At 48.6% G+C, this 21,918-nt stretch carries 22 protein-coding genes; 6 read left to right on the forward strand and 16 right to left on the reverse strand.

Annotated elements, in window-relative coordinates:
- Positions 1–109: 109 nt before the first annotated feature.
- Complete coding sequence (locus I6G90_RS05760) at positions 110–724, reverse strand: 4Fe-4S dicluster domain-containing protein (RefSeq protein ID WP_197930199.1); 615 nt, start codon at positions 722–724, stop codon at positions 110–112.
- A 548-nt stretch (positions 725–1,272) separates the two neighbouring features.
- Between I6G90_RS05760 and I6G90_RS05765 the strand changes: the two genes are divergently transcribed.
- From I6G90_RS05765 to kup, 3 genes are all read left to right on the forward strand, one after another.
- Positions 1,273–2,034 carry an abortive infection family protein gene (locus I6G90_RS05765; protein ID WP_197930201.1) on the forward strand — a complete coding sequence of 254 codons (762 nt, stop codon included), beginning with the start codon at positions 1,273–1,275 and terminating at the stop codon, positions 2,032–2,034.
- A gap of 78 nt (positions 2,035–2,112) precedes the next feature.
- Complete coding sequence (locus tag I6G90_RS05770) at positions 2,113–2,574, forward strand: GNAT family N-acetyltransferase (RefSeq protein WP_232254420.1); 462 nt, start codon at positions 2,113–2,115, stop codon at positions 2,572–2,574.
- Positions 2,575–3,112: 538 nt separating this feature from the next.
- Positions 3,113–4,981, forward strand: coding sequence for a low affinity potassium transporter Kup (gene kup / locus I6G90_RS05775; RefSeq protein ID WP_197930203.1), 1,869 nt, complete (start codon positions 3,113–3,115; stop codon positions 4,979–4,981).
- Between the two features lie 223 nt (positions 4,982–5,204).
- Here kup and I6G90_RS05780 read toward each other — a convergent pair whose 3' ends face one another.
- The 15 genes from I6G90_RS05780 to I6G90_RS05850 all read right to left on the reverse strand — a co-directional run bounded on the left by I6G90_RS05780 (position 5,205) and on the right by I6G90_RS05850 (position 17,809).
- On the reverse strand, positions 5,205–6,398 hold the full coding sequence (locus tag I6G90_RS05780; RefSeq protein WP_197930205.1) for an alginate lyase family protein: 1,194 nt from the start codon (positions 6,396–6,398) through the stop codon (positions 5,205–5,207).
- Positions 6,399–6,509: 111 nt separating this feature from the next.
- Positions 6,510–7,139: a bifunctional 4-hydroxy-2-oxoglutarate aldolase/2-dehydro-3-deoxy-phosphogluconate aldolase gene (locus I6G90_RS05785; protein WP_197930207.1), complete on the reverse strand. Its 630-nt coding sequence runs from the start codon at positions 7,137–7,139 to the stop codon at positions 6,510–6,512.
- A 14-nt stretch (positions 7,140–7,153) separates the two neighbouring features.
- Positions 7,154–8,134 carry a sugar kinase gene (locus tag I6G90_RS05790; RefSeq protein WP_197930209.1) on the reverse strand — a complete coding sequence of 327 codons (981 nt, stop codon included), beginning with the start codon at positions 8,132–8,134 and terminating at the stop codon, positions 7,154–7,156.
- A complete protein-coding gene (locus I6G90_RS05795; protein ID WP_197930211.1) occupies positions 8,124–8,651 on the reverse strand; it encodes a YgjV family protein in 528 nt (175 codons plus the stop codon). Before I6G90_RS05795 ends, I6G90_RS05790 begins: the two co-directional genes overlap by 11 nt.
- A gap of 52 nt (positions 8,652–8,703) precedes the next feature.
- Positions 8,704–9,465 carry a 2-dehydro-3-deoxy-D-gluconate 5-dehydrogenase KduD gene (gene kduD / locus I6G90_RS05800; protein ID WP_197930213.1) on the reverse strand — a complete coding sequence of 254 codons (762 nt, stop codon included), beginning with the start codon at positions 9,463–9,465 and terminating at the stop codon, positions 8,704–8,706.
- Between the two features lie 91 nt (positions 9,466–9,556).
- Positions 9,557–10,393, reverse strand: a complete 837-nt coding sequence (gene kduI, locus I6G90_RS05805) for a 5-dehydro-4-deoxy-D-glucuronate isomerase (RefSeq protein WP_197930215.1) — start codon at positions 10,391–10,393, stop codon at positions 9,557–9,559.
- Between the two features lie 139 nt (positions 10,394–10,532).
- Positions 10,533–11,927, reverse strand: a complete 1,395-nt coding sequence (locus I6G90_RS05810; protein ID WP_197930217.1) for an OprD family outer membrane porin — start codon at positions 11,925–11,927, stop codon at positions 10,533–10,535.
- Positions 11,928–11,953: 26 nt separating this feature from the next.
- On the reverse strand, positions 11,954–12,700 hold the full coding sequence (locus I6G90_RS05815) for an SIS domain-containing protein (protein WP_197930219.1): 747 nt from the start codon (positions 12,698–12,700) through the stop codon (positions 11,954–11,956).
- Positions 12,700–13,857 (reverse strand): glycoside hydrolase family 88 protein, encoded by a 1,158-nt coding sequence (locus tag I6G90_RS05820; protein ID WP_197930221.1) that lies wholly within the window; start codon positions 13,855–13,857, stop codon positions 12,700–12,702. The genes I6G90_RS05815 and I6G90_RS05820 overlap by 1 nt, the downstream gene beginning before the upstream one ends.
- An 11-nt stretch (positions 13,858–13,868) precedes the next feature.
- Entirely contained in the window at positions 13,869–14,585 is a 717-nt protein-coding gene (locus I6G90_RS05825) for a sugar isomerase domain-containing protein (RefSeq protein WP_005345238.1), read from the reverse strand.
- Positions 14,582–15,079 (reverse strand): PTS sugar transporter subunit IIB, encoded by a 498-nt coding sequence (locus tag I6G90_RS05830; RefSeq protein WP_197930223.1) that lies wholly within the window; start codon positions 15,077–15,079, stop codon positions 14,582–14,584. The genes I6G90_RS05825 and I6G90_RS05830 overlap by 4 nt, the downstream gene beginning before the upstream one ends.
- An 18-nt stretch (positions 15,080–15,097) precedes the next feature.
- Entirely contained in the window at positions 15,098–15,874 is a 777-nt protein-coding gene (locus I6G90_RS05835; protein ID WP_005345236.1) for a PTS system mannose/fructose/sorbose family transporter subunit IID, read from the reverse strand.
- Complete coding sequence (locus I6G90_RS05840; RefSeq protein ID WP_005345235.1) at positions 15,867–16,652, reverse strand: PTS mannose/fructose/sorbose/N-acetylgalactosamine transporter subunit IIC; 786 nt, start codon at positions 16,650–16,652, stop codon at positions 15,867–15,869. Before I6G90_RS05840 ends, I6G90_RS05835 begins: the two co-directional genes overlap by 8 nt.
- Position 16,653: 1 nt before the next feature.
- Positions 16,654–17,088 (reverse strand): PTS sugar transporter subunit IIA, encoded by a 435-nt coding sequence (locus tag I6G90_RS05845; protein ID WP_197930225.1) that lies wholly within the window; start codon positions 17,086–17,088, stop codon positions 16,654–16,656.
- On the reverse strand, positions 17,063–17,809 hold the full coding sequence (locus I6G90_RS05850) for a GntR family transcriptional regulator (RefSeq protein ID WP_197930227.1): 747 nt from the start codon (positions 17,807–17,809) through the stop codon (positions 17,063–17,065). Before I6G90_RS05850 ends, I6G90_RS05845 begins: the two co-directional genes overlap by 26 nt.
- 595 nt (positions 17,810–18,404) lie before the next feature.
- Here I6G90_RS05850 and I6G90_RS05855 point away from each other — a divergent pair.
- The 3 genes from I6G90_RS05855 to I6G90_RS05865 are packed head-to-tail and all read left to right on the forward strand — an operon-like array spanning position 18,405 to position 21,896.
- Positions 18,405–19,070, forward strand: coding sequence for a 4Fe-4S dicluster domain-containing protein (locus I6G90_RS05855; RefSeq protein WP_197930228.1), 666 nt, complete (start codon positions 18,405–18,407; stop codon positions 19,068–19,070).
- Positions 19,070–20,941 carry a hydrogenase 4 subunit B gene (hyfB, locus tag I6G90_RS05860; protein WP_197930229.1) on the forward strand — a complete coding sequence of 624 codons (1,872 nt, stop codon included), beginning with the start codon at positions 19,070–19,072 and terminating at the stop codon, positions 20,939–20,941. The genes I6G90_RS05855 and hyfB overlap by 1 nt, the downstream gene beginning before the upstream one ends.
- A gap of 1 nt (position 20,942) precedes the next feature.
- Positions 20,943–21,896: a respiratory chain complex I subunit 1 family protein gene (locus I6G90_RS05865; RefSeq protein WP_017408180.1), complete on the forward strand. Its 954-nt coding sequence runs from the start codon at positions 20,943–20,945 to the stop codon at positions 21,894–21,896.
- The last annotated feature ends 22 nt before the right edge of the window (positions 21,897–21,918 follow it).

Below are 21,918 nucleotides of genomic sequence, written 5' to 3' on the forward strand. Positions count from 1 at the left end.
GTTTGTTAACGGTAAAAGGCGGTTAACGCTAAAAGGCCTTTAACAAGAAACGGCTGAGAGACGGCGCCCAGAGCCAGCAAGGGCCAAATGCGCACGCCACTCTGATGCCTCAACCCTGTGCCAACACCGGCTGGCGCTGGCAGGCCGCCATCGCCTCGGCACTGGCCAGCTGCTTCTGACGATTCAGTTCGCCAAGGGATTCCGGCGTCACCAAGCGCAGCGCCTGGGTCGGACACACCTCGACACAGGCCGGGCCCGCCTCACGGTGACGGCAGAGATCGCACTTCAAGGCTTGCGCCTTGGTCTGCGGGCGCTTGAACAGCGAGTCAGCCGCAGGGGCCACCTCTTTCACCACCACCGCCATGGCACCGTAAGGACAGGCCACCACGCAGGATTTGCAGCCGATGCAGCGCGCCTGCAACACCTTGACGCAACCATCCTCGCTGACGATGGCATTGTTCGGGCAAGCCATGGCGCACGGCTTGTCTTCACACTGGCGACAGAGCACCGGCGTAGTCACCTTGCTGCCGACGATCACCTTCAGGCGCGGCTGGAAATAGCTGTCCTTGGAGACCAGATGTCCATCCTCGATGGCAAGATGCAGGCCGCCCTCCCGCTCAAGGGTCCAGCTGCAAGACCCTGACTGGTGTGAAACGGCGCAGGCCACCTCACAGGTACGACACCCAATACAGAGACTGGGATCTGCAATCACGAAGCTGTTCATAGAGAGGGATCCTAAATGGTTCGTTACTGCCGCACTGGCATCGCCCGACGTGGCCAAGTGCCAACCCAGATGGGCCTACACTCGCACAGCGACGACGCAGCCGGCTCACCCACAAAGCATTTATCAGACCAAAAACGGAAGTGAGCGAAATAAAATTCGCAAGCCACTGAAAATAAAGGGGCAATCAGGATGATAAACCGAAGATTTCAGGCCAGTGACGATGACGACCGACTCGCAGAACTGTGATCGACACGACAAAAGTGACGAGCTCGACACCGGCTGACAACGCCCTGCCCCGCCTGATGAACGGGGGAATAAACAACACCATCAGAAAGGATGCCGGGGCGACTTGTTGTTTGGTTTTACTATCGAGTCATTCCATCAGCATCAAGCAAAACCGAACAAAAAAGCACATTATATTGACCAATTTATTGAGCCAGAGCGGGTTTTCAACCCCTGCTCCTTCTGTTTTTTATCCCTCAGGTTACTATGTGTCACTTGACAACCAGCTCCGTTGGGGGTCGTTTCATGCAGACGTGAGATATAAGATGAGTGAGTTAAGCCATTTGGAAACATTATTTGATCGGGTAACATACTTACAAAATATGCTGATTGCGCAAGCAACTGGCAGTGTTGCTGATAATGCCGATTACCAAGTTATTAGAGCTGAATTACTTGGCAATCCAACAATAGCAACAATGACCCCACGATGTGTTAAAACTAATCGTAACCTTGATCAATTCTGGCAGTTCATAAAATATGAGTATGGAACCTATGCTGACCGTAGACAATACCTATGGCAAGAGTTCGACCAACTACTTGAGTACTTAGAGAAAGGTGAAACACACCCAGCTCAACAATCTATATCCGATGTTTTACAAAATTTTGATTCCGCCAGCATCCATCATGCATGGACTAAAGCTCTAGAGAGAAAAATTAGAGATCCCGAAGGTGCAATTACAATTTCACGTACAATATTAGAAAGCGTATGTAAACATATTTTAGAAGAACTTGGTGTTGATTATAACTCCTCGTCAATTGAACTATCTGATCTGTATAAACTTACAGCGAAAGAGTTAAATATGGCTCCAGAGCAGCATAATGAACCAATATTCAAACAGATTTTGGGTGGGTGCTCTGGGATAGTTAATGGTTTGGGTACATTACGCAATAAATTAGGTGATGCTCATGGGCATGGTAAGCATCCCGTTAAACCACAAGCGAGACATGCTGAACTTGCTGTAAATTTAGCTGGAGCAATGTCGTTATTTTTAATCTCAACATATGAGGAAAATAACAGCAGAACATAGTGAGGTAGGGTGCAATAAGCGTAGCGCATTGCACCTTTGTTCTTACGCATTAAATTCGTAGTGCAATTCACTTCGTTCATGGCCCCCTACGATCACATTTTAATGGAGTCAGGTTTGATTAATATAAAAATCCATAATGAATATCAAGATGAGATCTTCAATTCACTTGTTGATAATCTCAGACAATTCAACTTTAAGAAGATGGGTGAGGAGCGATCCCAACCATTAATGGTGATCATTCGTAATGATAACGACGAGATTGTGGGTGGCATTGCCGGACGAACCATTTATCATCAATTTTTGATCGAGGTGCTTTGGGTACACGATGATAAACGAGGCCAGGGGCTTGGCATTCAATTAATGGAAATCGCTGAATGCGAAGCAAAAAAACGAGGCTGTATTGCAGCTCAAGTCGATACTCTCTCATTTCAGGCCCCAAAATTTTATGAAAAAATGGGATTTAAAATCGTCGGTAACGTAAGTGGCGTTAAAGACAGTCCTGACCGCTACTTTTTATTGAAACACTACCATGGAGAATAATCATGACCATAGGGTGCAATAAGCGCAGCGCATTGCACCTCTTGCCTCCTTTAATACTTGGTGCAATTCACTTCGTTCATTGCACCCTACGTACTACGTACATATCCACTCTCGTTTTACTTGATAGTGGCTAACGTTATGGCGGCTACTTTATGTTTCCGTCACCCCTTCTCTCTCACATATCAAATAAAGACTCTATCGTCGCCCCAGTAGAAAATAACGACAGAAAAGATACACAGATAAAACAAACGGTTGCCCGCAAAGCGCGTGAATATTTCAATCGCCGGATAATTAATTCCCTTACTCAAATTGAACTTTTGATTATTTATAACTGAGCATAGTCTCGCAGAGTGTGTGTCATTATAAGCTTAATGACAGATGAACAGACTGTGTTCCATGACAAGCAGATCACTATTCGGTTAGCTCCCTTTCCCATCGCAATCCATTAATTCTCTCCCGATTAACTATCACGACTTTCCTGATAGGAAGGGCATGTGCGTTGGCAAACGTGTAAACATCAAACTGACAAGATGAACTCATGAACTGTGATAAACAACAAGCCACTCCCGGCGTTATGCTGGCGGCGATTGGCGTAGTCTATGGCGATATCGGCACCAGCCCGCTCTATACCTTGCGCGAGTGCCTGTCAGGTCAATTCGGGTTCGGCGTCGAGCCGGCCTCCATTCTCGGCTTTCTCTCGCTGATCGTCTGGCTGCTGATCCTGGTGGTGTCGGTCAAGTACCTCTCCTTTGTGATGCGGGCCGACAACGCTGGTGAGGGTGGCATTCTCACCCTGATGTCGCTGGCGACCCGCAACGCCTCCACCCGCTGGACGCCGCTGCTGATCATCCTCGGCCTGATTGGCGGCAGCTTCTTCTATGGCGAGGTGGTGATCACCCCGGCGATGTCGGTGATGTCGGCCATCGAGGGTCTGAGCATTCTCACCCCCGCCCTCGACCCCTATATCGTCACCCTCTCGGTGCTGGTGCTGACCCTGCTGTTTGCCATCCAGAAACATGGCACCGCCATGGTGGGCAAGCTGTTTGCCCCCATCATGCTGATCTGGTTTATGACGCTGGCGGTGCTGGGGCTGCGCGGCATCATCCACAACCCCGAGGTGCTGGGTGCGCTCAACCCCATCTGGGCGGTGCGCTTCTTTATCCAGTACCAGACCACCTCCTTCTTTGCCCTCGGCGCCGTGGTGCTGGCCATCACCGGGGTGGAGGCGCTCTACGCCGATATGGGCCACTTTGGCAAAAATCCGATCCGCCTCGCCTGGTTTATCGTGGTGCTGCCCTCGCTGGTGCTCAACTACTTCGGGCAGGGGGCGCTGCTGCTGAGTAACCCCGCCGCCATTGCCAACCCCTTCTTCCTGCTCGCGCCGAAATGGGCGCTGGTGCCGCTGCTGCTGCTGGCGACCATGGCGACGGTGATCGCCTCGCAGGCCGTCATCTCCGGGGTTTTCTCCCTCACCCGACAAGCGGTGCGGCTCGGTTATCTCTCACCCATTCGCATCGTTCATACCTCCGAGCAGGAGTCCGGCCAGATCTATATTCCGGTCATCAACTGGATGCTCTATCTCTCGGTGGTGATTGTGATCATGAGCTTCGAGCACTCCAGCAATCTGGCGGCGGCGTACGGCATCGCCGTCACCGGCACCATGGTGCTCACCTCGATCCTCTCCTGCTCGGTAGCCAAGAACAGCTGGCACTGGAACACCTATCTGGTGGCCATCCTGTTTGCCGCGCTGCTCTGTATCGACGTGCCGCTGTTTGCCGCCAACCTCGCCAAGATCTTCTCCGGCGGCTGGCTGCCGCTCACCCTGGGGGCGGTGATGTTCACCGTGATGACCAGTTGGAAGAGCGAGCGTTTCCAGCTTATTCGCCGCCTGAACGAGCACGGCAACTCCCTTGAGCCGATGATCGCCTCGCTGGAAAAGTCCCCGCCGACCCGGGTGGCCGGCACGGCTGTCTATATGTCGCGGGTGGTCAATGTGATCCCCCATGCGCTGCTCCATAACCTCAAGCACAACAAGGTGCTGCACGAGCGGATCATCCTGCTCACCCTGCGGGTGGAGGATGTGCCCTACGTCCACAATGTGCGCCGGGTCTGCATCGAGCAGCTCTCCCCCACCTTCTGGCGGGTGGTGGCCAGCTACGGCTGGCGCGAGACCCCGAACGTGGAGGAGATCTTCCACCGCTGCAACGCCGAGGGGCTCAGCTGCCGGATGATGGAGACCTCGTTCTTTATGGCCCACGAGTCGCTCATCATGAAAGAGCGCCCCTGGTATCTCTATCTGCGCGGCAAGCTCTTTATGCTGCTGCAGCGCAACGCCCTGCGCGCCCCGGATCAGTTCGAGATCCCGCCCAACCGGGTCATCGAGCTGGGCTCGCAGGTGGATATTTAAGCGATGCAAGCCACACCAGTGGCTTATGTCAGCCAGCTAAAATTCCCTATGCTTTTCATGCCAGGTTTTAAATATCGTGGTGAAGTCGATGAAAGAGACCGTAATGGTCATAGAACAAGCCCGAACTGATACCTGAGTAGCATGAACGTGATAAAATACGGCCTGTATTTACAGGCCGTACCATCTCCTTGTTATGCATCTATTAACCAGTATAAGGTTTATGTTATTTAGTATGAGTTAGTTCTTCCCACAAATAATGAAAGAAACCTTGTGGCCGTTGACTACCATTTTCAAGCAGCCATTTTTCAGTATTGGGGAGATAGACACCATTTATTTTAGATAAGTGGTTATACGCAATGTGCATAGTTCCTTTCAATCCACCTAAAACAGGAACATTCATACCACATTCGTTTAGCAAATCACGGTTCCCGGCCATATCTAGTGCTGCGTTAAACTCCATAACCGAGATAAACCGCTCTTTTTCTTGACTGTATAGATCAACACCTTGTACATAGGCAGTTTGTGCCGTATTAACAAACCCAGCTATTCCATAAGCCAGATGTTCCAAATCTCTACACGTTTCTTGTGCATGACCTTGTTTTAATGGTGTTGTCTTATTAGTGATACTCCAATATGAGTTGAATTTATCTAGTTCATCATGGGAATAACAGCCTGCTATTGGTTTTGGCAAACCACCATCAGAATATAAGTAAACATATGTTGAGAAATACTTATGGAATCGTTCTAAAGATTCATCGAACAGTTTTTGATCATCAAGGAAAACTGCAGAATTTAATTTTGCTTCCGTGATGACGGCCTGCCAATTCCCAAAATGACAATCTGTTTTTTGTCCATTTATATCGTCAATATAACGACTTCTGAGCATATACTCAAATTTCTTTATTTTATCTGAATTCCATTTTGAACTGCCGTCGATAATATATGTATGTTTGATTATCTCAGCTGCCCTGGCCCATACTGCGGCAGCCCATGATGCCTGAAGTGCTTGGTTTTGCCCAGTGTGATGCCCTGTAAACTGTTCAGACCAAGCATTCATTATATTTATCGAGTTTTCGGCATACACATTATCCCCGCTATATAACCAGGCAAGAGCTTGGGTATATGCAGCACGAGCATCCTCTCTCTCTATTTTGCAGCGTTGGGCAATTCCCTCGCCATCAGGACCACCACACGCCATGCTGTCCCATTTGGCAGTGGGCAAATAGCTTCGATTAGCTAATGGGGAGGCAAGCATACTTTTATATGATGAGAACCATGGCTCAACCTCATTGGAAACTTTTTGTCTAACAAACTCTATGTCTGTTTTCTCAAGTAATACGCCGGGATGTTCAAAAGCGAATACATTATGTGCAGCACAGAGTAATGAAAAAACAAAAACAAGATTTTTTACTTTCATAACATCTCCAATGTCTTTATCGCGACAAATCCTTCATCAATTACAGTAAATGGGCCACAAATTAATCCTCGTCATTATGTGACCCACCATTGCTTAGTCAGCCCTATAAAATCAATGGGGCAGAAATGCCACCGCTTCACGAGTGAGTCGGCCAATCTCTTCCCACTGTTTCTCTGCGATCAGTTTCTTGTCAACCATCCAGGAACCACCACACGCGATGACCCGCGGGATCGCCAAGTATTCATTGATATTGTGAGGCGAGATCCCGCCGGTGGGCATCAGCTTGATCTGGGTATAAGGTGCCAGCAGCGCCTTGATCATCGCGCTACCACCCGATGCTTCGGCCGGGAAGAACTTCAGCGTTGTCAGCCCCATCTCCAGCGCCGCTTCAATGGTGCTGGGGTTATTGACCCCCGGGATGATCGGGATGTCGAGCTCCTGACAGGCCTTGACCGTATTGGGGTTAAAACCGGGGGAGACGATAAAGGTGGCGCCCGCCTCTTTGGCTGCGATCACCTGCTCACGGTTGAGCACGGTGCCCGCGCCAATCAGCATCTCTGGTTGGCTCTGGCGCAGCAGCCGGATCGCCTCGACCGCGGCAGCGGAGCGGAAGGTGATCTCGGCAACCGGCAGGCCGTTATTGGCGAGTGCCGCCCCCAGTGGAATGATATCTTCAGCCTGCTCGATGGCGATCACCGGGATCACTTTCAGGGCTTGCAGTTGTTCAGTAATGGATGACATTCGGTTGACCTCGTTTAGTGTGATGCCGGTTGGCTGGCCTGCGGCCTGATGAAGCTGTCGGTGACGGTGCGGGTGGCACTTTCCGGAATAATCGCGCCCTTGTGCTGAATGACCATCCCCGCCAGTCGGTGCCCCATGCGGGCGCACTCGTCGATCGCCCGTCCTTGCAGGTAGCCAGCCAGAAAGCCGGCATTGAAGGAGTCACCGGCCGAGGTGGTATCCACCACCTTGCTGACCGCTTGGGTCGGGATAGTGATGGCCGGTTCCCCGGTTTGCAGGGCCTGGTAACAGCAGCCAGCAGCTCCCTGTTTGACTACGGCCTGCTGCACCCCGGCCGCCTTGAGGCGCTGCAGGGTCTGGGTCACATCCTCGTCCCCCCACAGGGCCTGCTCATCGTCGTCGGTGACTAGGGCCAGCGCGGTGATGGCCAGCAGTTGCTGGTAACAGGCCCGGGCGTCAGCCGGACTCTGCCACAGGGCGGGGCGATAGTTGCTGTCAAAGATGATCGTTACGCCCGCCCGGTGCAGTTCACCCAGCCACAGCAGCAGAGCCTGCCGATCTGCGGCGGGCAGGATCGCCAGCGAAATGCCGCTGAGATAGAGCGCATCCACGTCGCTGACGGCCTGCTTGAGCTGTGGCAACTGTGGGTGCTGCATCAGGTAACGGGCAGCCGAATCGTTGCGCCAGTAGAGAAAGGTGCGCTCGCCTTGCACATCAAGCTGGATAAGATAGAGGCCGGGATGGCGCTGCTGGTCGATGAGCACCGTACTGGTGTCAATCCCGGCCTGTTGCCAGCGCGCAATGATTTGCTGACTGAGAGGGTCTTGGCCCATGGCGGTCAGATAGCTCACTTGAATATCGGTGCGTTGGGAGGCACGCGCGAGATAGATGGCGGTATTGAGGGTATCGCCCCCAAATGCCTGCTGCATGTCGCCAAAAGGCATGCCATTGAGCTCAATCATGCACTCCCCGAGCAGGGCAATCTTACTCAACATAATCGATTTTCTCCTTGTTTATCCGGATCCCATAAACCGTTAAAATCGTGTAACTGTTGATGAGGAAAAAACCCCCTTCCAATAAAATTCCCCCCCATGATCCCGCCCAGATATTGTGGATCAACCAAACGACAGTGCTGGCCAGCATACATAACCGCAGGGGCCCACCCTCCAGCCGAAACAAAGCGTAAGTGCTGAGCATTGTTCCCAACACCGTCAGAAACTGCATGGGATGTTCCAGATATGGAATTACAAGACCACATGATGCAATCATGAATATCAACATGACTGCTTGGGTACGGTAATAACCTGACACCCACGTTCTCACCGCACATAACAGACAGCTAATTGCAGCAGCTACCGCCCCCAGCATTAAAAAATGTATCGATAAAAGCGCACCATTGAGGCAAAGCAGTGATCGCAGTTTCATATCTTGCCGTTGTATAAATGCCAACGCACCAATCATACAAGCCAGCAATCCGATCAATTGCGCTAACATCTCAACATAATTAGTCATACAGTATTCCAGAAAAACGCCTATCAGGTGGTAATGCAGCAATGCTTGATCATTAACGAGCCAGCCAGCCACCATCCACGGCCAGGGTATAGCCATTAATATAATCTGAAGCTGATGATGCTAAAAATACCACTGGCCCCATCATGTCATCCGGAATTCCCCATCGCCCAGCAGGAATACGCTCCAGGATGGCAGCATTACGATCATCATCAGCACGCAGTGCAGCGGTGTTATTGGTTGCCATATAACCAGGAGCAATAGCATTCACATTGATACCATGACTGGCCCATTCATTGGCCAGCAAACGGGTCAGTCCCATTACTCCACTTTTTGAAGCCGTATAAGAGGGAACGCGGATCCCGCCTTGATATGAAAGCATGGATGCGATATTGATGATTTTGCCACCATTTTCCTGTGCCATAAATTGCTTGGCAACCGCTTGCGACATAAAGAAGAGGCTCTTGATATTGATGTCCATCACCTCATCCCAGTCTTTTTCACTGAAATTGATCGCATCATCACGGCGAATAATACCGGCATTGTTAACCAATACATCAATGTGACCAAAATGCGATACGGCCTGCTCAATCAACAGTGGCAGCTCGCTAACTTTACTGACATCAGCCTTGAGACTCAAAAACTTTTGGCCAATTGCTTCAACTTTGATCATTGTGTCCGTTGGTTCAACAATATTGATACCAACAATATCACAACCAGCTTGTGCCAAGCCCAATGCCATTCCTTGTCCAAGGCCCGTATCACAACCGGTTACGACGGCGACTTTACCTTTCAGATCGAATGCGTTAAGAATCATGCTATTTCCTATGGCACGAGATTGCGTGCACCAGATTTAAAGTAAGATGCCGGTCGAAACGAATCGACCGGCAATATGGATATACGATGTTTTAGCGCAGGTCCTTGATAGCAACATGATCCATGTCACCAAATACCTGGTTTTCACCGACCATACCCCAGATGAACGTATACGCCTGAGTACCCACACCAGAATGGATAGACCAACTGGGAGAAATGACTGCTTGCTCATTTTGCACAACAATATGGCGAGTTTCAGCTGGCTTACCCATCATATGGAATACGGCAGCATCGTCCTGCATATTGAAATAGAAATAGACTTCCATGCGGCGCTCATGAGTATGGCACGGCATGGTGTTCCACAAACTACCATCCTCAAGTTGGGTCATCCCCATCAGCAACTGGCAGGTTGGCAATACATCAGGAACCAGATACTTGTAAATAGTACGGCGGTTGCTGGTAGCAGCATCACCCAAGGTTGTCGGAGCTGCTTCATCCTGAGTGATCTTTCGAGTCGGGAAAGCAGTATGTGCCGGGGCGCTATTGTAATAGAGTTTTGCAGGTTTATCGCTGCTAACACTGGCAAAACTCAGTTCACGGGCACCCTTGCCAACATATAATGCCTCGGCACTACCAATTTCGTAGGTAGCACCATCAACCATGACAATCCCCGGGCCACCGATATTAATAAGCCCCAGCTCACGACGCTCTAAAAAATAGGTCACACCAAATGCCTTGCCAAGATCATTGGCAAAACCCAACTCTGATGTAACCGGCATTATTCCGCCAAAAACGATACGATCAATATGGCTGTAGGTCATACTGACCCGATCGGCCGCAAAGATATCCTCAACTAAAAATTCGTTACGCAAGCCTTCGGTCTCAAGTTGCTTAGCATGTTCGCTATGAATACTTTCACGAATATCCATGATTTATCTCTTGTATCAGGTAGATAGTAAAGAGTGATGATATAGCCGATGGGCTATCAGTCATGTAGGTGTACATTCATCATGTAGGTGTACATTCATCATGTAGCACCATCAGCGATCAACCCTCATATAGAATGCATTAGTTCAACAGGCTCAAAGAGTGAGTAAAAATAACTCTGATATCATTTCTGTCTTGCTTGGCATTGGTGTCTTTAGACCTGAACAGTGCCGGCAGTACCGTCATATTGATATCCTTCACTGCACCCGCATTAAATTTATAGGTGATCAAAAAATCCAATGACTGCATGGTGCCATCATAAGTTCTCTGCTCTTTTACTTTCGACACATCAGATACCACATGCCATGCATAGTTTGCTGACGTACCAAGTGTTAGATTCGGGAGGCCAAAATCGAGCATGTTATATTTGATGCCAACCTTAACAGCTTTCGCTCCTGCCACATTATAATCTTCTAATGAGGACAATGTTTGCTGAAAATCGCGTTTGTCAGAGTTAGCCCATGGTGTCAATCTAAAATTGTAATCCTTAGTTGACTCTGATTTATTTTGGCTATAACCAGTGAAATAGGTTACGTTGTCTTTGGCAAGAGACAAGCCTGCCGCGACATAATACTCAAGTGAAGGTTCTTTAACGTTTGATTTTTCCTCTAGATATTTACCACCTTGGTAATACCCTGTGGAGGTAAGGACCGCGCCATTGTCAAACTTATGATTATCTGTCATCAGTAGATGCCAGTTTTTTCTATACCCCTCACCCTCACCATATGCCAGGTCATAGACAATACCATCGGCATCATATACTAAGCCAGCTGATTGAATATGATTGATAATCGCACCAGATTTTACCCCACTCAAGTTGGCTGCCTCATTTTGGTGCCATGTGTTGGTCATATCATGGAAAGAATCTGTCCAATCATTTCTGAATTGATCAGCCCAGGCATATGTTAATTTCACCTTACTTAAGGCAAGTGAGGTATCAATGCCTCGATAAGAGTGAGGATTCAGGCCCCAGCTATTTTTAATAGTACCTGAGTTGATGGTTGTATATCCACCGGTAATATTGAATAAGAAGTTATCATTTCCATACTTTGCTTTAAGTGCCGCGATTGGAATTGCCGCATAGCTTTTTTCACAAGGATTTAATGTACCATCTCCCTTGCAGTCATAATCATAAAGGAGGATTTCAGACTGTCCTACTGATTGCCCTAATTTGATATTACTAGCGGCCATAAAATCAAGACCAATCACATCTTTATAATACCCGCCTTTATAATCAATAGATATATTAGCCGTTTGGTTTTCAATCCCACCTTGAGAACCATCGGCTGAATATGAGCCGGTCTTTAGATCCTTAACTGCGCGTTGTCTTACATATAAAGCACTATTAAGACTTAGTTTTGAGTCGTTGATAAATGCTTGTTGAAAATCATCATTAACTGCGCCAGCCTCAGCACTTCCGTATACTGACATGAGTCCCAGCATGATCAACGTGGGAGTGAAAATTTTTCCTTTCATAGCTAGTCACCTTTATAAGCATATTTTTAATAATTGACAGTTAGTTCCGGAACCTGATCTTTATAACGAGCCAAGAGCACTTCATTATGTTCAGATGAACCTACAATATTTCCACTTTTGAAGACTGGTGGATTTGAACCAGCATCAGATATGCTCTTTATTAAATCTGAGAACAATGCCTGAATGAGATATATTCCATTTATCGATGATATCGGCGTGAATGGAGTACAATCGCCATAGGTTAAAATTGCATCACCAATAGGCACATTATTATCTATCGAGATACAAGCAACATCTCTTAAATTACAGCCAGAGGAATGTCGAGATGGTTGCGTATCGCAATACTGATAGCTTGTAATTCCGACCGTGAATGCACCATGTGACTTGGCCCAGTTGATAGCTTCTACGGGTGCAGGATTAATCCCTGATGTTGAGATAACAATAAGAGCATCTTTATCAGTAATATTATAAGCTGACAATTGCTCTGTGATGTATCCCTCTTGCTTCTCCAAATATGATGATCTTGCTGCGCCGTCATGCAACATCAACGGCTCAATAAAAATTGGTCGCACACAGGCAATCCCACCAGCCCGATAAAAAACATCCTCAGCAAAAATATGTGAATGGCCACAACCAAAGATATAAATTATGCCATTATCACAAACTTTATCTGACAGTTTTTTAGCAATATCAGCAATAATCTGACGCTGCGATTCATGAATGGTTGACAAGCTCTTAATTACGCAATTAAAAAATGTGTCTTGCATTTTCATTACCAATAAGTTCGCCATTGATTTGAATAAACTCGATACAGGGCTTCCATATAATAGTAGTCCCCCCATACGTTGCATTCATCTATGCCTTTGCCTAGCGCAAAGGCATAGACACCATGTTTCAATAACCCGTCACAATCCTCATCATTTCTCGATGTCATGTGGTCACTGAGGCTTTTCAGTAGTTTTCGAGATATGTGCTGGTAATCTGCATGCTCAAATAACTTGCTCGCTTCAAGCAGCCCACAGATGGCAATTGACAATGCTGAACTGTCTCTGGGTTGATTATCTTCAGCCTGAAAATAGAGATCCCAATATGGAATGCCATCTTCAGGTAAATGTGAGAAAAAGTACTCACATACTGCCGTATATTTTTCACTATCAGCCAGTTCTGGATGATACTTATAAGTTAATGGCAACCCTAGCAGAGCCCATGCCTGACCACGAGCCCAGCATGATGAGTCACTATACCCCTGAAATGTTTCACCTTTCAGCGGCAACTTATTGACTCGGTCAAAAAAATAGGTATGATAACTTGAATTATCTTCTCTTAAGATATTTTCAGTCACTCGCTTGAAGTGATTCACTGCTACGCTAGCGTAATTCTCATCACCTGATATTTCGTGAGCCCGATATAACAATGGCAAGTTAATCAATGAATCGATGATGAGTCGATATTCTTGATCATTATCCATATCTCCCCAAGCTTGAATAAATTTAGCATCAGAGTGATATCTGGCAATCAACTTGTCGGCTGCCAACACAATGGCGGAGTCGAACTCTTCAGTTTTAAAGACCTGCTTGGCTGCAAGTAATGACAGGCTGTAAAGAAAGCCGATATCATGGTGATCCAATACGACATGATTCGTCAATCTGGACACAAAGCTATCGATTATTTCTTGCAGCTTGTTTTTAAAAAACACATCGCCAGTAAACTCATATGCGATGAGCAACATGCCGGTCCAAAATCCATTGGTCCAATCGTTGTTATCTTTTAGCAAGTACCTATTATTAACAGCACAAGCTGATGGAAACTTGTCACCCATCTTTATTGCAAGGGTTTTAATCTTATAACAAGCCCATCTCAACTCATCTTTGACTTCCACATCAGTAATTGGAGTCAAGGCATCAAACTGAGCACTATTTAGCTTTTTCATTTTGAAAGTCTCTAGATAGTAAATACTCGACTTCTGTATTCACTCAATAGTTCTAAATTATACTCGTTGCCACCAGGTTGATTAATAGACCGTAAGATTGGAACAGAAATACCAGCTGCACAAACTAATTCTGTAGCTCGAATTGATATACAGTTTGCTATATATGCGACAGCGAGCGATGAAGTAGGCCCAATTTTTAATTCAGATTCCGGGATCTCAATTGAGCAATCACCTTTAAAACAGCAGTTGTCAATAACTACATCTGCAAGATCAGCAAGCTTCAGACCACTTGAGTGCTTTGCAATGGACTTATCAGCATCTTTCCTGTTAACAATGGCAATTATCTTGATGCCTGCACTTTTTAGTTTTTGTGCCAATTCAACCTGCAATGCTTTATTGCCAGAGTTAGAAATTATGACAAAGGCATCGTGTTGTTGAAGATCAAGGAGAGAGGCAAAAACATCTCCAACTCCCTCAACATTTTCAAACCAGCCACTATGGCCATAAAAGTTATCCAGTGCTCTGGTATTTACAAATCCCCCAGCTCGACCAGCAAACTCTATAGCACCTGCAAATGAGTGGCCGCTACCGATAGCATAAATAATGCCTTTATTCTTGACCGTGTTTTTGAAAATTTCAGCAGCACATTCAATTTGCTCAGTTTGGGTCTCACTAATCTTGTCAATGATGCTAAAAATATTATTCTTAAACTCAACAAGATGGCTCATGATGCAGTCCAGAAATTACTAGTAAATGATGTAATAAGTTCTTCACCATCATCAGGAACCATTCTGGCAGTGATCTTGATACCTCGATTAATCAAATCCAGTATTTCTAGTTTTTCAGCATGGGTGACACTAATGGAACGCTTCACTTGCGTGGTCTCGGGACGGTTGGACATGTTCCCGATATTGAACTCTTTAATGTCAAGGCCTGCATCTACTAGTTTTTTTATTACGCCTGGATGCTTTACCAATACCAACACTTGCTGACCAGCATATTTACCTGCAGAGATATTCTCTATGGCTGTCTGGGTAGAAATGATGGATGTATTAACCCCAGCAGGTGCGGCCATTCTTAATATGTTCTTTTCAACATCATTGCCTGCTACTTGATCATCGATCACCATGATTCTGTTGGCAGAATAATAGCTGACCCAGCGTGTAGCGACTTGACCATGAATCAATCTATCATCAATGCGGATATGTGCGATGCCTTTCATATTATTACCTGTTTGAGATTAAAAAATGCCAAGATTATAAGTAACGATACCAAAGAACATCAGAATGAAAATCACTTTGGTTGAGTTCATGCCTTTCAGGCCTAATAGCCAATAGGTCAGCAGTACCACAAACAAGGGCATCAAGCCGGGCATCAGTTGATCAGCAATATTTTGCAGTTTCAGTGAAACATCGCCATAACTAAACTCAAAGCTCAACTTGGCTTTCACCACCGTCGGAATAAGAGCACCAACGACAGTTAATCCCAATATATTTGCTGATTTTGTGATTTTATTTAGTTTGGTGCTAAGTTGCCCTACCAGTTTAACCCCTTCGTTATAACCGACTTTGAGGCTATAGCGCATGAACATTAAACGAATCAAACCAAAGGCTGGCCACAGCAACAATCCCAGAGGATTACCTTGTAGTGCCAGATATGATGCAATCGAACCACAAATTGTCGTCGGGATAACAAAAAAGAGGGTATCTCCAATCCCGGCCAACGGTCCCATCAAACCCATCTTGGTCGATGTAATTGCATCTTTTCCTTCAGTGCCAATATCATTTTCCAGCGCGATATTAACACCCAAAATTGATGCTGCCATCGTGTTATTACAATTAAAAAACTGGACATGATTATCAGCGGCAGAAACCAGTTCTTTTTCGGATTTATACTTGTGTTTTAGAAATGGGATAATGCTATAGAGGTACCCCAAGCCTTGCATTGTTTTATAGTTCCAACCAGCCTGACCAAAAAAGAACCAGCGCCAAAACACTTTATTTATTATTTTATTCATCACCCATAACCTCATTTTGTACATTAGTGGTTGCTTGAACAACATCATCATTGCTGTTGAAATATGCTATGGCGATAGCCACACCAACTAATGCAACCCCTAACACAGGTACAGACAAATAGGCAGACAAAAAGAAACCAATGATCAAAAAAGACATGTTCTTTTTAATTGGCAAATATCTTAACAGAATGGCAATACCCAACGCAGGCAACATTCCACCGGCTACTTTCAGGCCATTCATAATCGCCTCAGGGATGTAGGAGACGATATCATTAACAAACACAGATCCTAACGACAAAGCCAAGAAAACAGGAATCATACGGGACAGCGATGTGGGAATGATCCCTAGCAAGTTCATTTTCGCCGCTTTACATGGCTCGCCATTTGCAATAAGTCGCTCGGCTTTATTCTGAATAAAGGTATTGGTAAAGCGAGCCAAAACATCTAATTGCACCATTAGCAGGCCGATCGGGATTGCAATGGTTGCACCAAACTCAGCGCCTTTACCGCTCATCACAGCAAATGCGGTACCAAGCAGTGCGCCAGTCATATAATCAGGTATTGATGCCCCACCAAAGTTACCGACACCCAATACCAACAGGTTCAATGTACCACCTACCATCAACCCAGTTTGAATATCGCCCATAATGACGCCGGCAAAAAATCCAGCCATAGTCGGTTTAACAAGACCAAAGGTTGTGTTATTACCATCATAAATAGCCAGGGCAGAATATGCAGTCAATAGCAATATTTGCCACATTTCTATATGTTCAAGCATGTTATTCATCACCTGTAGAGATTGCTGTATTATAATCGCTTGGTTGCATCATAGAAATTCCATCTATGGCCGTACCAATAACGGTATTCAGTTCAATACCAGTCACGCTATCACCATCCAGCATAATGGTTTCCAATACCATATTTAGATTCATGCCTGTGAGCAATGACACTTTATCAGCCAGATCATTATTAATGATATATGATACTGCAGTATTGTATGGCGACCCATTTTTCAAATCTGAAATGATAATTATGTTCTGACTTGTTGTTATTTTGCTAGAGATGTATTGAATAAGTTTAGTAGCAAATCCACCAACACCACCAACTGCGGTTAACTCAATAACATGTAGATTTTCTTGCGGACCTAGAATGAGTTCAGCTGACTTTTTTGCACCACTCGCGATACCATCATGAGATATCAACAGTATTTCCACTTCCTGCTCCTCTTACCGATTCAAATTTTAAATAGAATGACTCAACTCTTTTAAATGTCTCGATATACTCGATAATTTCACCAGATGTTTTATAGGTAGTTCTTAATATTTTGACTACGGCACTTCCCTCTGGAATGGACAGAGCTTTAGCTATATGAACATCAACGTTACTAACTACCGTCACCTCTTCAGTGAATGGCATCGAATACATATCAATTTTATTAAACTCTGCCAAATGCTCGTACAATGATAAATACCCACTTCTTTCAGCCAGTTTCTTTGGGTCTAAATAGTTTTCTGGTATGTACGATGTCTGCACTGCATAGGGAATATCATTATCTGACTTCAATCTTACAATCTTATAAAAATAAGAGTCGAATACTCTATTCAATATTTTGTTAATCGACTCAGAAGCCTCTTTCGCAACATCAATCAATGTTACTTGTGATTTGTTCAACTTGACACTCAGATCACTCTCTGAAACCAACACATGCTTGTTTCTTTTAGACTTGGAAATAAAAGTACCTTTTCCTTGCTGTCTAAATAAAAAACCCTCATTGACCAGTTCATGGATGGCTTTTATCACTGTTGCTGAACTGACACCATATTTTAATTTTAATTCTGCTTCGCTATAAAATTTTTGTCCGGGAGTATATTTCCCTTCATTAATTTCTTGTATCAAGTCATTCTTGATAGTCAAATACTTTAAACTGCTAGACATTTACTGACCTCATACAAAGTGACTTCTCATATTTAAGAATTTTAAACTATCTGGTTAGGCAAAGAAAAGTCTCGATACCCGACGTGCTGCGCTCAAAACATCCGCTGGATACGCAAAACACCATAAATGCTATTTAGCTCACAACCTCAGTGCTAAATCGGGTAAAACTATCGGTGCCATATCGTCATGCTGTCAGTCTGTCAGTCTGTCAGTCTGTCTCTTCACTATGAACACAGCTTAACAGGTTAACCGGTTAAGTTAATGTCTGATCGACTCAGTTTGTGATGAAGCTCTGCATTTTTATAAAAATTCCTTAAAAAACATAAAGTTAACATAAAAATCACTAATGGTCTGAGAATGCTGCTAATCCCGCATCTCATTGCACATCACTATTCGTGGCGTCAGTGTCATGGTTCGTCACAAGTGACGAACGTCACACTTCGACACCGCACAGTCTCGGTACCACCTCGCGACAAAGAATTTAAAATCATTTAAAAACAGCAAGTTAAAATCAATTTCACGCCAACGAACAATCTGGCCCGTATTTTGCCAACCAGCCCCTATTCTCTCCGTTCGCGACACGACAAGGTAGGCTATGAACCGCTTCGTTATCGCTGACCCCAAGCTTTGTATTGGCTGTGGCACCTGTATGGCGGCCTGCAGTGAAGTACACAAGGCGCAAGGTTTGCAGCAAGCCCCCCGTTTAACCGTTATGCGACACGAGCAGGCGACCATGCCGGTTCAGTGCCGTCACTGTGACGATGCCCCCTGCATCAAGGTGTGCCCGGTCGAGGCAATTCGCCAGACCGGCGATTGCGTGCAACTCAACGAGTCGCTCTGCATCGGCTGCAATCTCTGCGCCGTGGCCTGCCCGTTTGGCGCCATCCAGAGCGGTGGCAGCCGTCCGGTGGCCATGGCCAACAGCTACGACACCTATATCCCCTGCTCCATCCGCTCCAGCAACCCTTCCACCTCTGCTGGCCTGCGCTGCTTTGGCGAGGATCTGCTGAGCTGGGAGCCGGGCGTGCGCAGCATCGCCGTCAAGTGTGACCTGTGCGAGTTTCGCGCCGACGGCCCGGCCTGTGTCGGAGCCTGCCCCTCCCAGGCATTGAAGCTGGTCAATGACGGCGACACCGAACGCGCCGCACGTATCCGTCGCCTGCAAGCGGCTGACACCAACCCGCAAGGGGCCTCTGCCTTCTCGGCGCCCGCCACTGCGCTCCCTGCCTCCGATTTATCTACCACAGAGGGAGTTCGCTGATGTTGTCCCCCCTTGTTATAGGCACCCTTGTGCTCTTCCTCTTGGGCGCTGCCGCCGGTCTGCTGCTGCAAAAGCTGCCCGCACTGGCCAACCGCCTCAACAGTGGCTTTGCCCTGCTGGGCTCGCTTTCGGGCCTTGTCGCCGCCCTCCAAACCTTTGCTCATGGCGCCCCCGTCGATGGCCAGCTCTGGCTGCTGGGCTCAGTTCACCTCGACATGCTCTCCGCGCTGATGCTGCTGGTGATTAGCACCGTCGGCGTCGCCGTCGCCCTCTACTCCTTTGCCTATATCCGCGAATATCAGGGCAAGGGCGATGTGGCCATCGGCGCGCTGATGAACCTCTTCCTCTTTGCCATGGTGGGCATGGTGCTGGCCGACAACGCGCTCGGTTTCTTGCTCTGCTACGAGCTGGTGACCCTCACTACCTACTGGCTGGTCAAGACCAACCCGGATGCCGCCAAACAGAGCCGTCTCTACTTGGTGATGAACCATATCGGCATGGCGCTGGTGCTGGTCGCCTTCTGGCTACTCTGCCGTGAAAGCGGTTCGCTGGAGTTCGCCGCACTGCGCGAGCACCATCTGGCGGGCGCCCTGGCATCCCTGGTGTTCCTGCTCAGCTTCTGCGGTTTTGGCCTGCGCGCCGGTTTCGTGCCGCTGCACGGCTGGCTGCCGGTGGCCGAGCCCGTTGCGCCGTCCCATATCTCGGCGCTGATGTCTGGCGTGATGGTGAAGCTGGGTCTCTTTGGCATCTTGCGGGTCAGCATCGATTTTCTCGGTGCCAGCCAGCTCTGGTGGGGCTACATGGTGCTGATCTTCGGTGCCTGCTCGGCAGTGCTCGGGGTACTGTTTGCGCTGGCCGAGCACGATCTCAAGCGGCTGCTCGCCTACCACACGGTGGAGAACATCGGCATCATCCTGATGGGGATGGGGATCGGCATGATCGGCATCGCCAACCAGCAACCGGCGCTGGTGGTGCTGGGGCTGCTCGGCGCCCTCTATCACCTGCTCAACCATGCCATCTTCAAGAGCCTGCTCTTTATGGGCACCGGCTCTGTGATGTTCCGCCTGCACACCCGTGACATGGACAAGATGGGGGGGCTGGCCAAACTGATGCCCTGGACCGCGCTGGCGTTCCTGATCGGCGCCATGGCCATCTCGGCGTTGCCGCCGCTCAACGGCTTTGTCAGCGAGTGGTTTATCTATCAGGCGCTGCTGTCCATGACCAAGCTCGGCACCTCCGTCGTCGCACCGCTCGCGGTAGTGATGCTGGCGGTAACCGGCGCCATGGCGGTGATGTGCTTCGTCAAGGTGTATGGCATCTGCTTCTGCGGCGCACCGCGCAGCGAGAAGGCGAGCCACGCCCGCGAAGTGCCGGGCGCCATGGTGGCAGGCACCCTGCTGCTGGCAGCCGTCTGTCTGGTGCTGGGTCTGGGCGCCCCCTGGATTGCCCCCCATATCGCCAGCTATGGCCAAGCCTTGGTAAGCGGCCAAATGAACGTGGCCACCGGCGCCACCCTGCTGCCACTCGATAGCTCACAAGCGATCCTCTCCCCGCCCGTTATCGCTATCACCCTGCTGGGGCTGTTCCTCATTCCACTGCTGGTACTGGCCATCTTCAAGGGGCCCAAGCTGGGTCGTCGTCACGCCGGCACCCCGTGGGCCTGTGGTTACGCCTATGAGGAGCGCATGAGCCTCACCTCCGGCGGTGTCACCCACACCTTGCGCCAACTCTGCGCGCCGCTCTATCGCAAGCAGCCGCAGCTCGATCTGGCCAGCGCCCTGCACGGGGTGAGCGATACCAGTGGGACGACCGGCTGGCTGCTGCACGGCATTGTGCTGGCGCTCTTTATCCTGATGGCAGTAGGAGTCTGATATGCCTGTTCTTGAAATGCCGAGCTGGGGCATGGTTGCCCTCGCTCTGACCCAGGCCATCGCCATGCTGGCGCTGGCCCCGCTCGCTACCGGTTTTAACCGGGTGCTGCGGGCCAAGATGCACTCCCGTCAGGGGCCGGGCCTGCTGCAGGATTACCGTGATATCGCCAAGCTCCTGCGCCGCCAGGAGGTGACCCCCGAGCCTGCCGGTATCATCTTCAACCTGATGCCTGCACTGCTGATCGCAGCTCTCTTGCTGGTAGGAATGGCGCTGCCGACCCTGACTCACGAGTCCCCCTTCCCCATCGCCGGGGATCTCATCACCGACATCTATCTGTTCGCCATCTTCCGCTTCTTCTTTTCGCTGGCGGGTCTGGATAGCGGCAGCATGTTTGCAGGGATCGGTGCCCGCCGAGAGCTGACTCTCGGCATTCTGGTGGAGCCCATTCTAGTGCTCGCCTGCTTCATCATGGCGATGATGGTGGGCAGCTCGGATCTGGGCAATATCAGCAGCTATGTGGCGACCCAGCCGCTGGCCGCACCTATCGCCACCCTGCTGGCCGGTGCCGCCTGCGCCTTCGCGGTGTTTGTCGAGATGGGCAAGCTGCCCTTTGACTGCGCCGAGGCCGAGCAGGAGCTGCAGGAGGGGCCGCTCACCGAGTATTCCGGTGCGGGTCTTGCCCTGCTCAAGCTCTCCATCGGCCTCAAGCAGCTGGTAGTGGTGCAGCTCTTTCTGGTGATTTTCCTACCCTTCGGCAAGGCGGCCAACTGGAGTCTGCCTGCGCTCATCGGCGCAGCACTGATCCTCGCCTGCAAGCTGCTAGTGGCCTTTTTGCTGGCCGGCATCATCGAAAACGCCATGGCCCGTACCCAGTTCGTGCGCACCCACAAGCTCACCCGCTATGGCTTGGGGCTGGCCCTGCTGGCGCTGCTCGCCTATCTGGTCGGGATCTGAGCCATGCCCGCCAGCACAGCAA

This window comes from Aeromonas allosaccharophila, from assembly GCF_016026615.1.
Lineage (GTDB): Bacteria > Pseudomonadota > Gammaproteobacteria > Enterobacterales > Aeromonadaceae > Aeromonas > Aeromonas allosaccharophila.

Excerpts from the sequence above, each read along its gene's own strand:
- I6G90_RS05820 (WP_197930221.1), bottom strand. The coding sequence starts at position 13,857 with ATGAAAAAGCTAAATAGTGCTCAGTTTGATGCCTTGACTCCAATTACT.
- I6G90_RS05815 (WP_197930219.1), bottom strand. The coding sequence starts at position 12,700 with ATGAAAATGCAAGACACATTTTTTAATTGCGTAATTAAGAGCTTGTCA.
- hyfB (WP_197930229.1), top strand. The coding sequence starts at position 19,070 with ATGTTGTCCCCCCTTGTTATAGGCACCCTTGTGCTCTTCCTCTTGGGC.
- I6G90_RS05760 (WP_197930199.1), bottom strand. The coding sequence starts at position 724 with ATGAACAGCTTCGTGATTGCAGATCCCAGTCTCTGTATTGGGTGTCGT.
- I6G90_RS05830 (WP_197930223.1), bottom strand. The coding sequence starts at position 15,079 with ATGAAAGGCATCGCACATATCCGCATTGATGATAGATTGATTCATGGT.
- I6G90_RS05770 (WP_232254420.1), top strand. The coding sequence starts at position 2,113 with ATGGCCCCCTACGATCACATTTTAATGGAGTCAGGTTTGATTAATATA.
- I6G90_RS05780 (WP_197930205.1), bottom strand. The coding sequence starts at position 6,398 with ATGAAAGTAAAAAATCTTGTTTTTGTTTTTTCATTACTCTGTGCTGCA.
- I6G90_RS05865 (WP_017408180.1), top strand. The coding sequence starts at position 20,943 with ATGCCTGTTCTTGAAATGCCGAGCTGGGGCATGGTTGCCCTCGCTCTG.
- kup (WP_197930203.1), top strand. The coding sequence starts at position 3,113 with ATGAACTGTGATAAACAACAAGCCACTCCCGGCGTTATGCTGGCGGCG.
- kduD (WP_197930213.1), bottom strand. The coding sequence starts at position 9,465 with ATGATTCTTAACGCATTCGATCTGAAAGGTAAAGTCGCCGTCGTAACC.
- I6G90_RS05785 (WP_197930207.1), bottom strand. The coding sequence starts at position 7,139 with ATGTCATCCATTACTGAACAACTGCAAGCCCTGAAAGTGATCCCGGTG.
- I6G90_RS05765 (WP_197930201.1), top strand. The coding sequence starts at position 1,273 with ATGAGTGAGTTAAGCCATTTGGAAACATTATTTGATCGGGTAACATAC.
- I6G90_RS05810 (WP_197930217.1), bottom strand. The coding sequence starts at position 11,927 with ATGAAAGGAAAAATTTTCACTCCCACGTTGATCATGCTGGGACTCATG.
- I6G90_RS05790 (WP_197930209.1), bottom strand. The coding sequence starts at position 8,134 with ATGTTGAGTAAGATTGCCCTGCTCGGGGAGTGCATGATTGAGCTCAAT.
- I6G90_RS05855 (WP_197930228.1), top strand. The coding sequence starts at position 18,405 with ATGAACCGCTTCGTTATCGCTGACCCCAAGCTTTGTATTGGCTGTGGC.
- I6G90_RS05795 (WP_197930211.1), bottom strand. The coding sequence starts at position 8,651 with ATGACTAATTATGTTGAGATGTTAGCGCAATTGATCGGATTGCTGGCT.
- kduI (WP_197930215.1), bottom strand. The coding sequence starts at position 10,393 with ATGGATATTCGTGAAAGTATTCATAGCGAACATGCTAAGCAACTTGAG.
- I6G90_RS05850 (WP_197930227.1), bottom strand. The coding sequence starts at position 17,809 with ATGTCTAGCAGTTTAAAGTATTTGACTATCAAGAATGACTTGATACAA.
- I6G90_RS05840 (WP_005345235.1), bottom strand. The coding sequence starts at position 16,652 with ATGCTTGAACATATAGAAATGTGGCAAATATTGCTATTGACTGCATAT.
- I6G90_RS05825 (WP_005345238.1), bottom strand. The coding sequence starts at position 14,585 with ATGAGCCATCTTGTTGAGTTTAAGAATAATATTTTTAGCATCATTGAC.
- I6G90_RS05835 (WP_005345236.1), bottom strand. The coding sequence starts at position 15,874 with ATGAATAAAATAATAAATAAAGTGTTTTGGCGCTGGTTCTTTTTTGGT.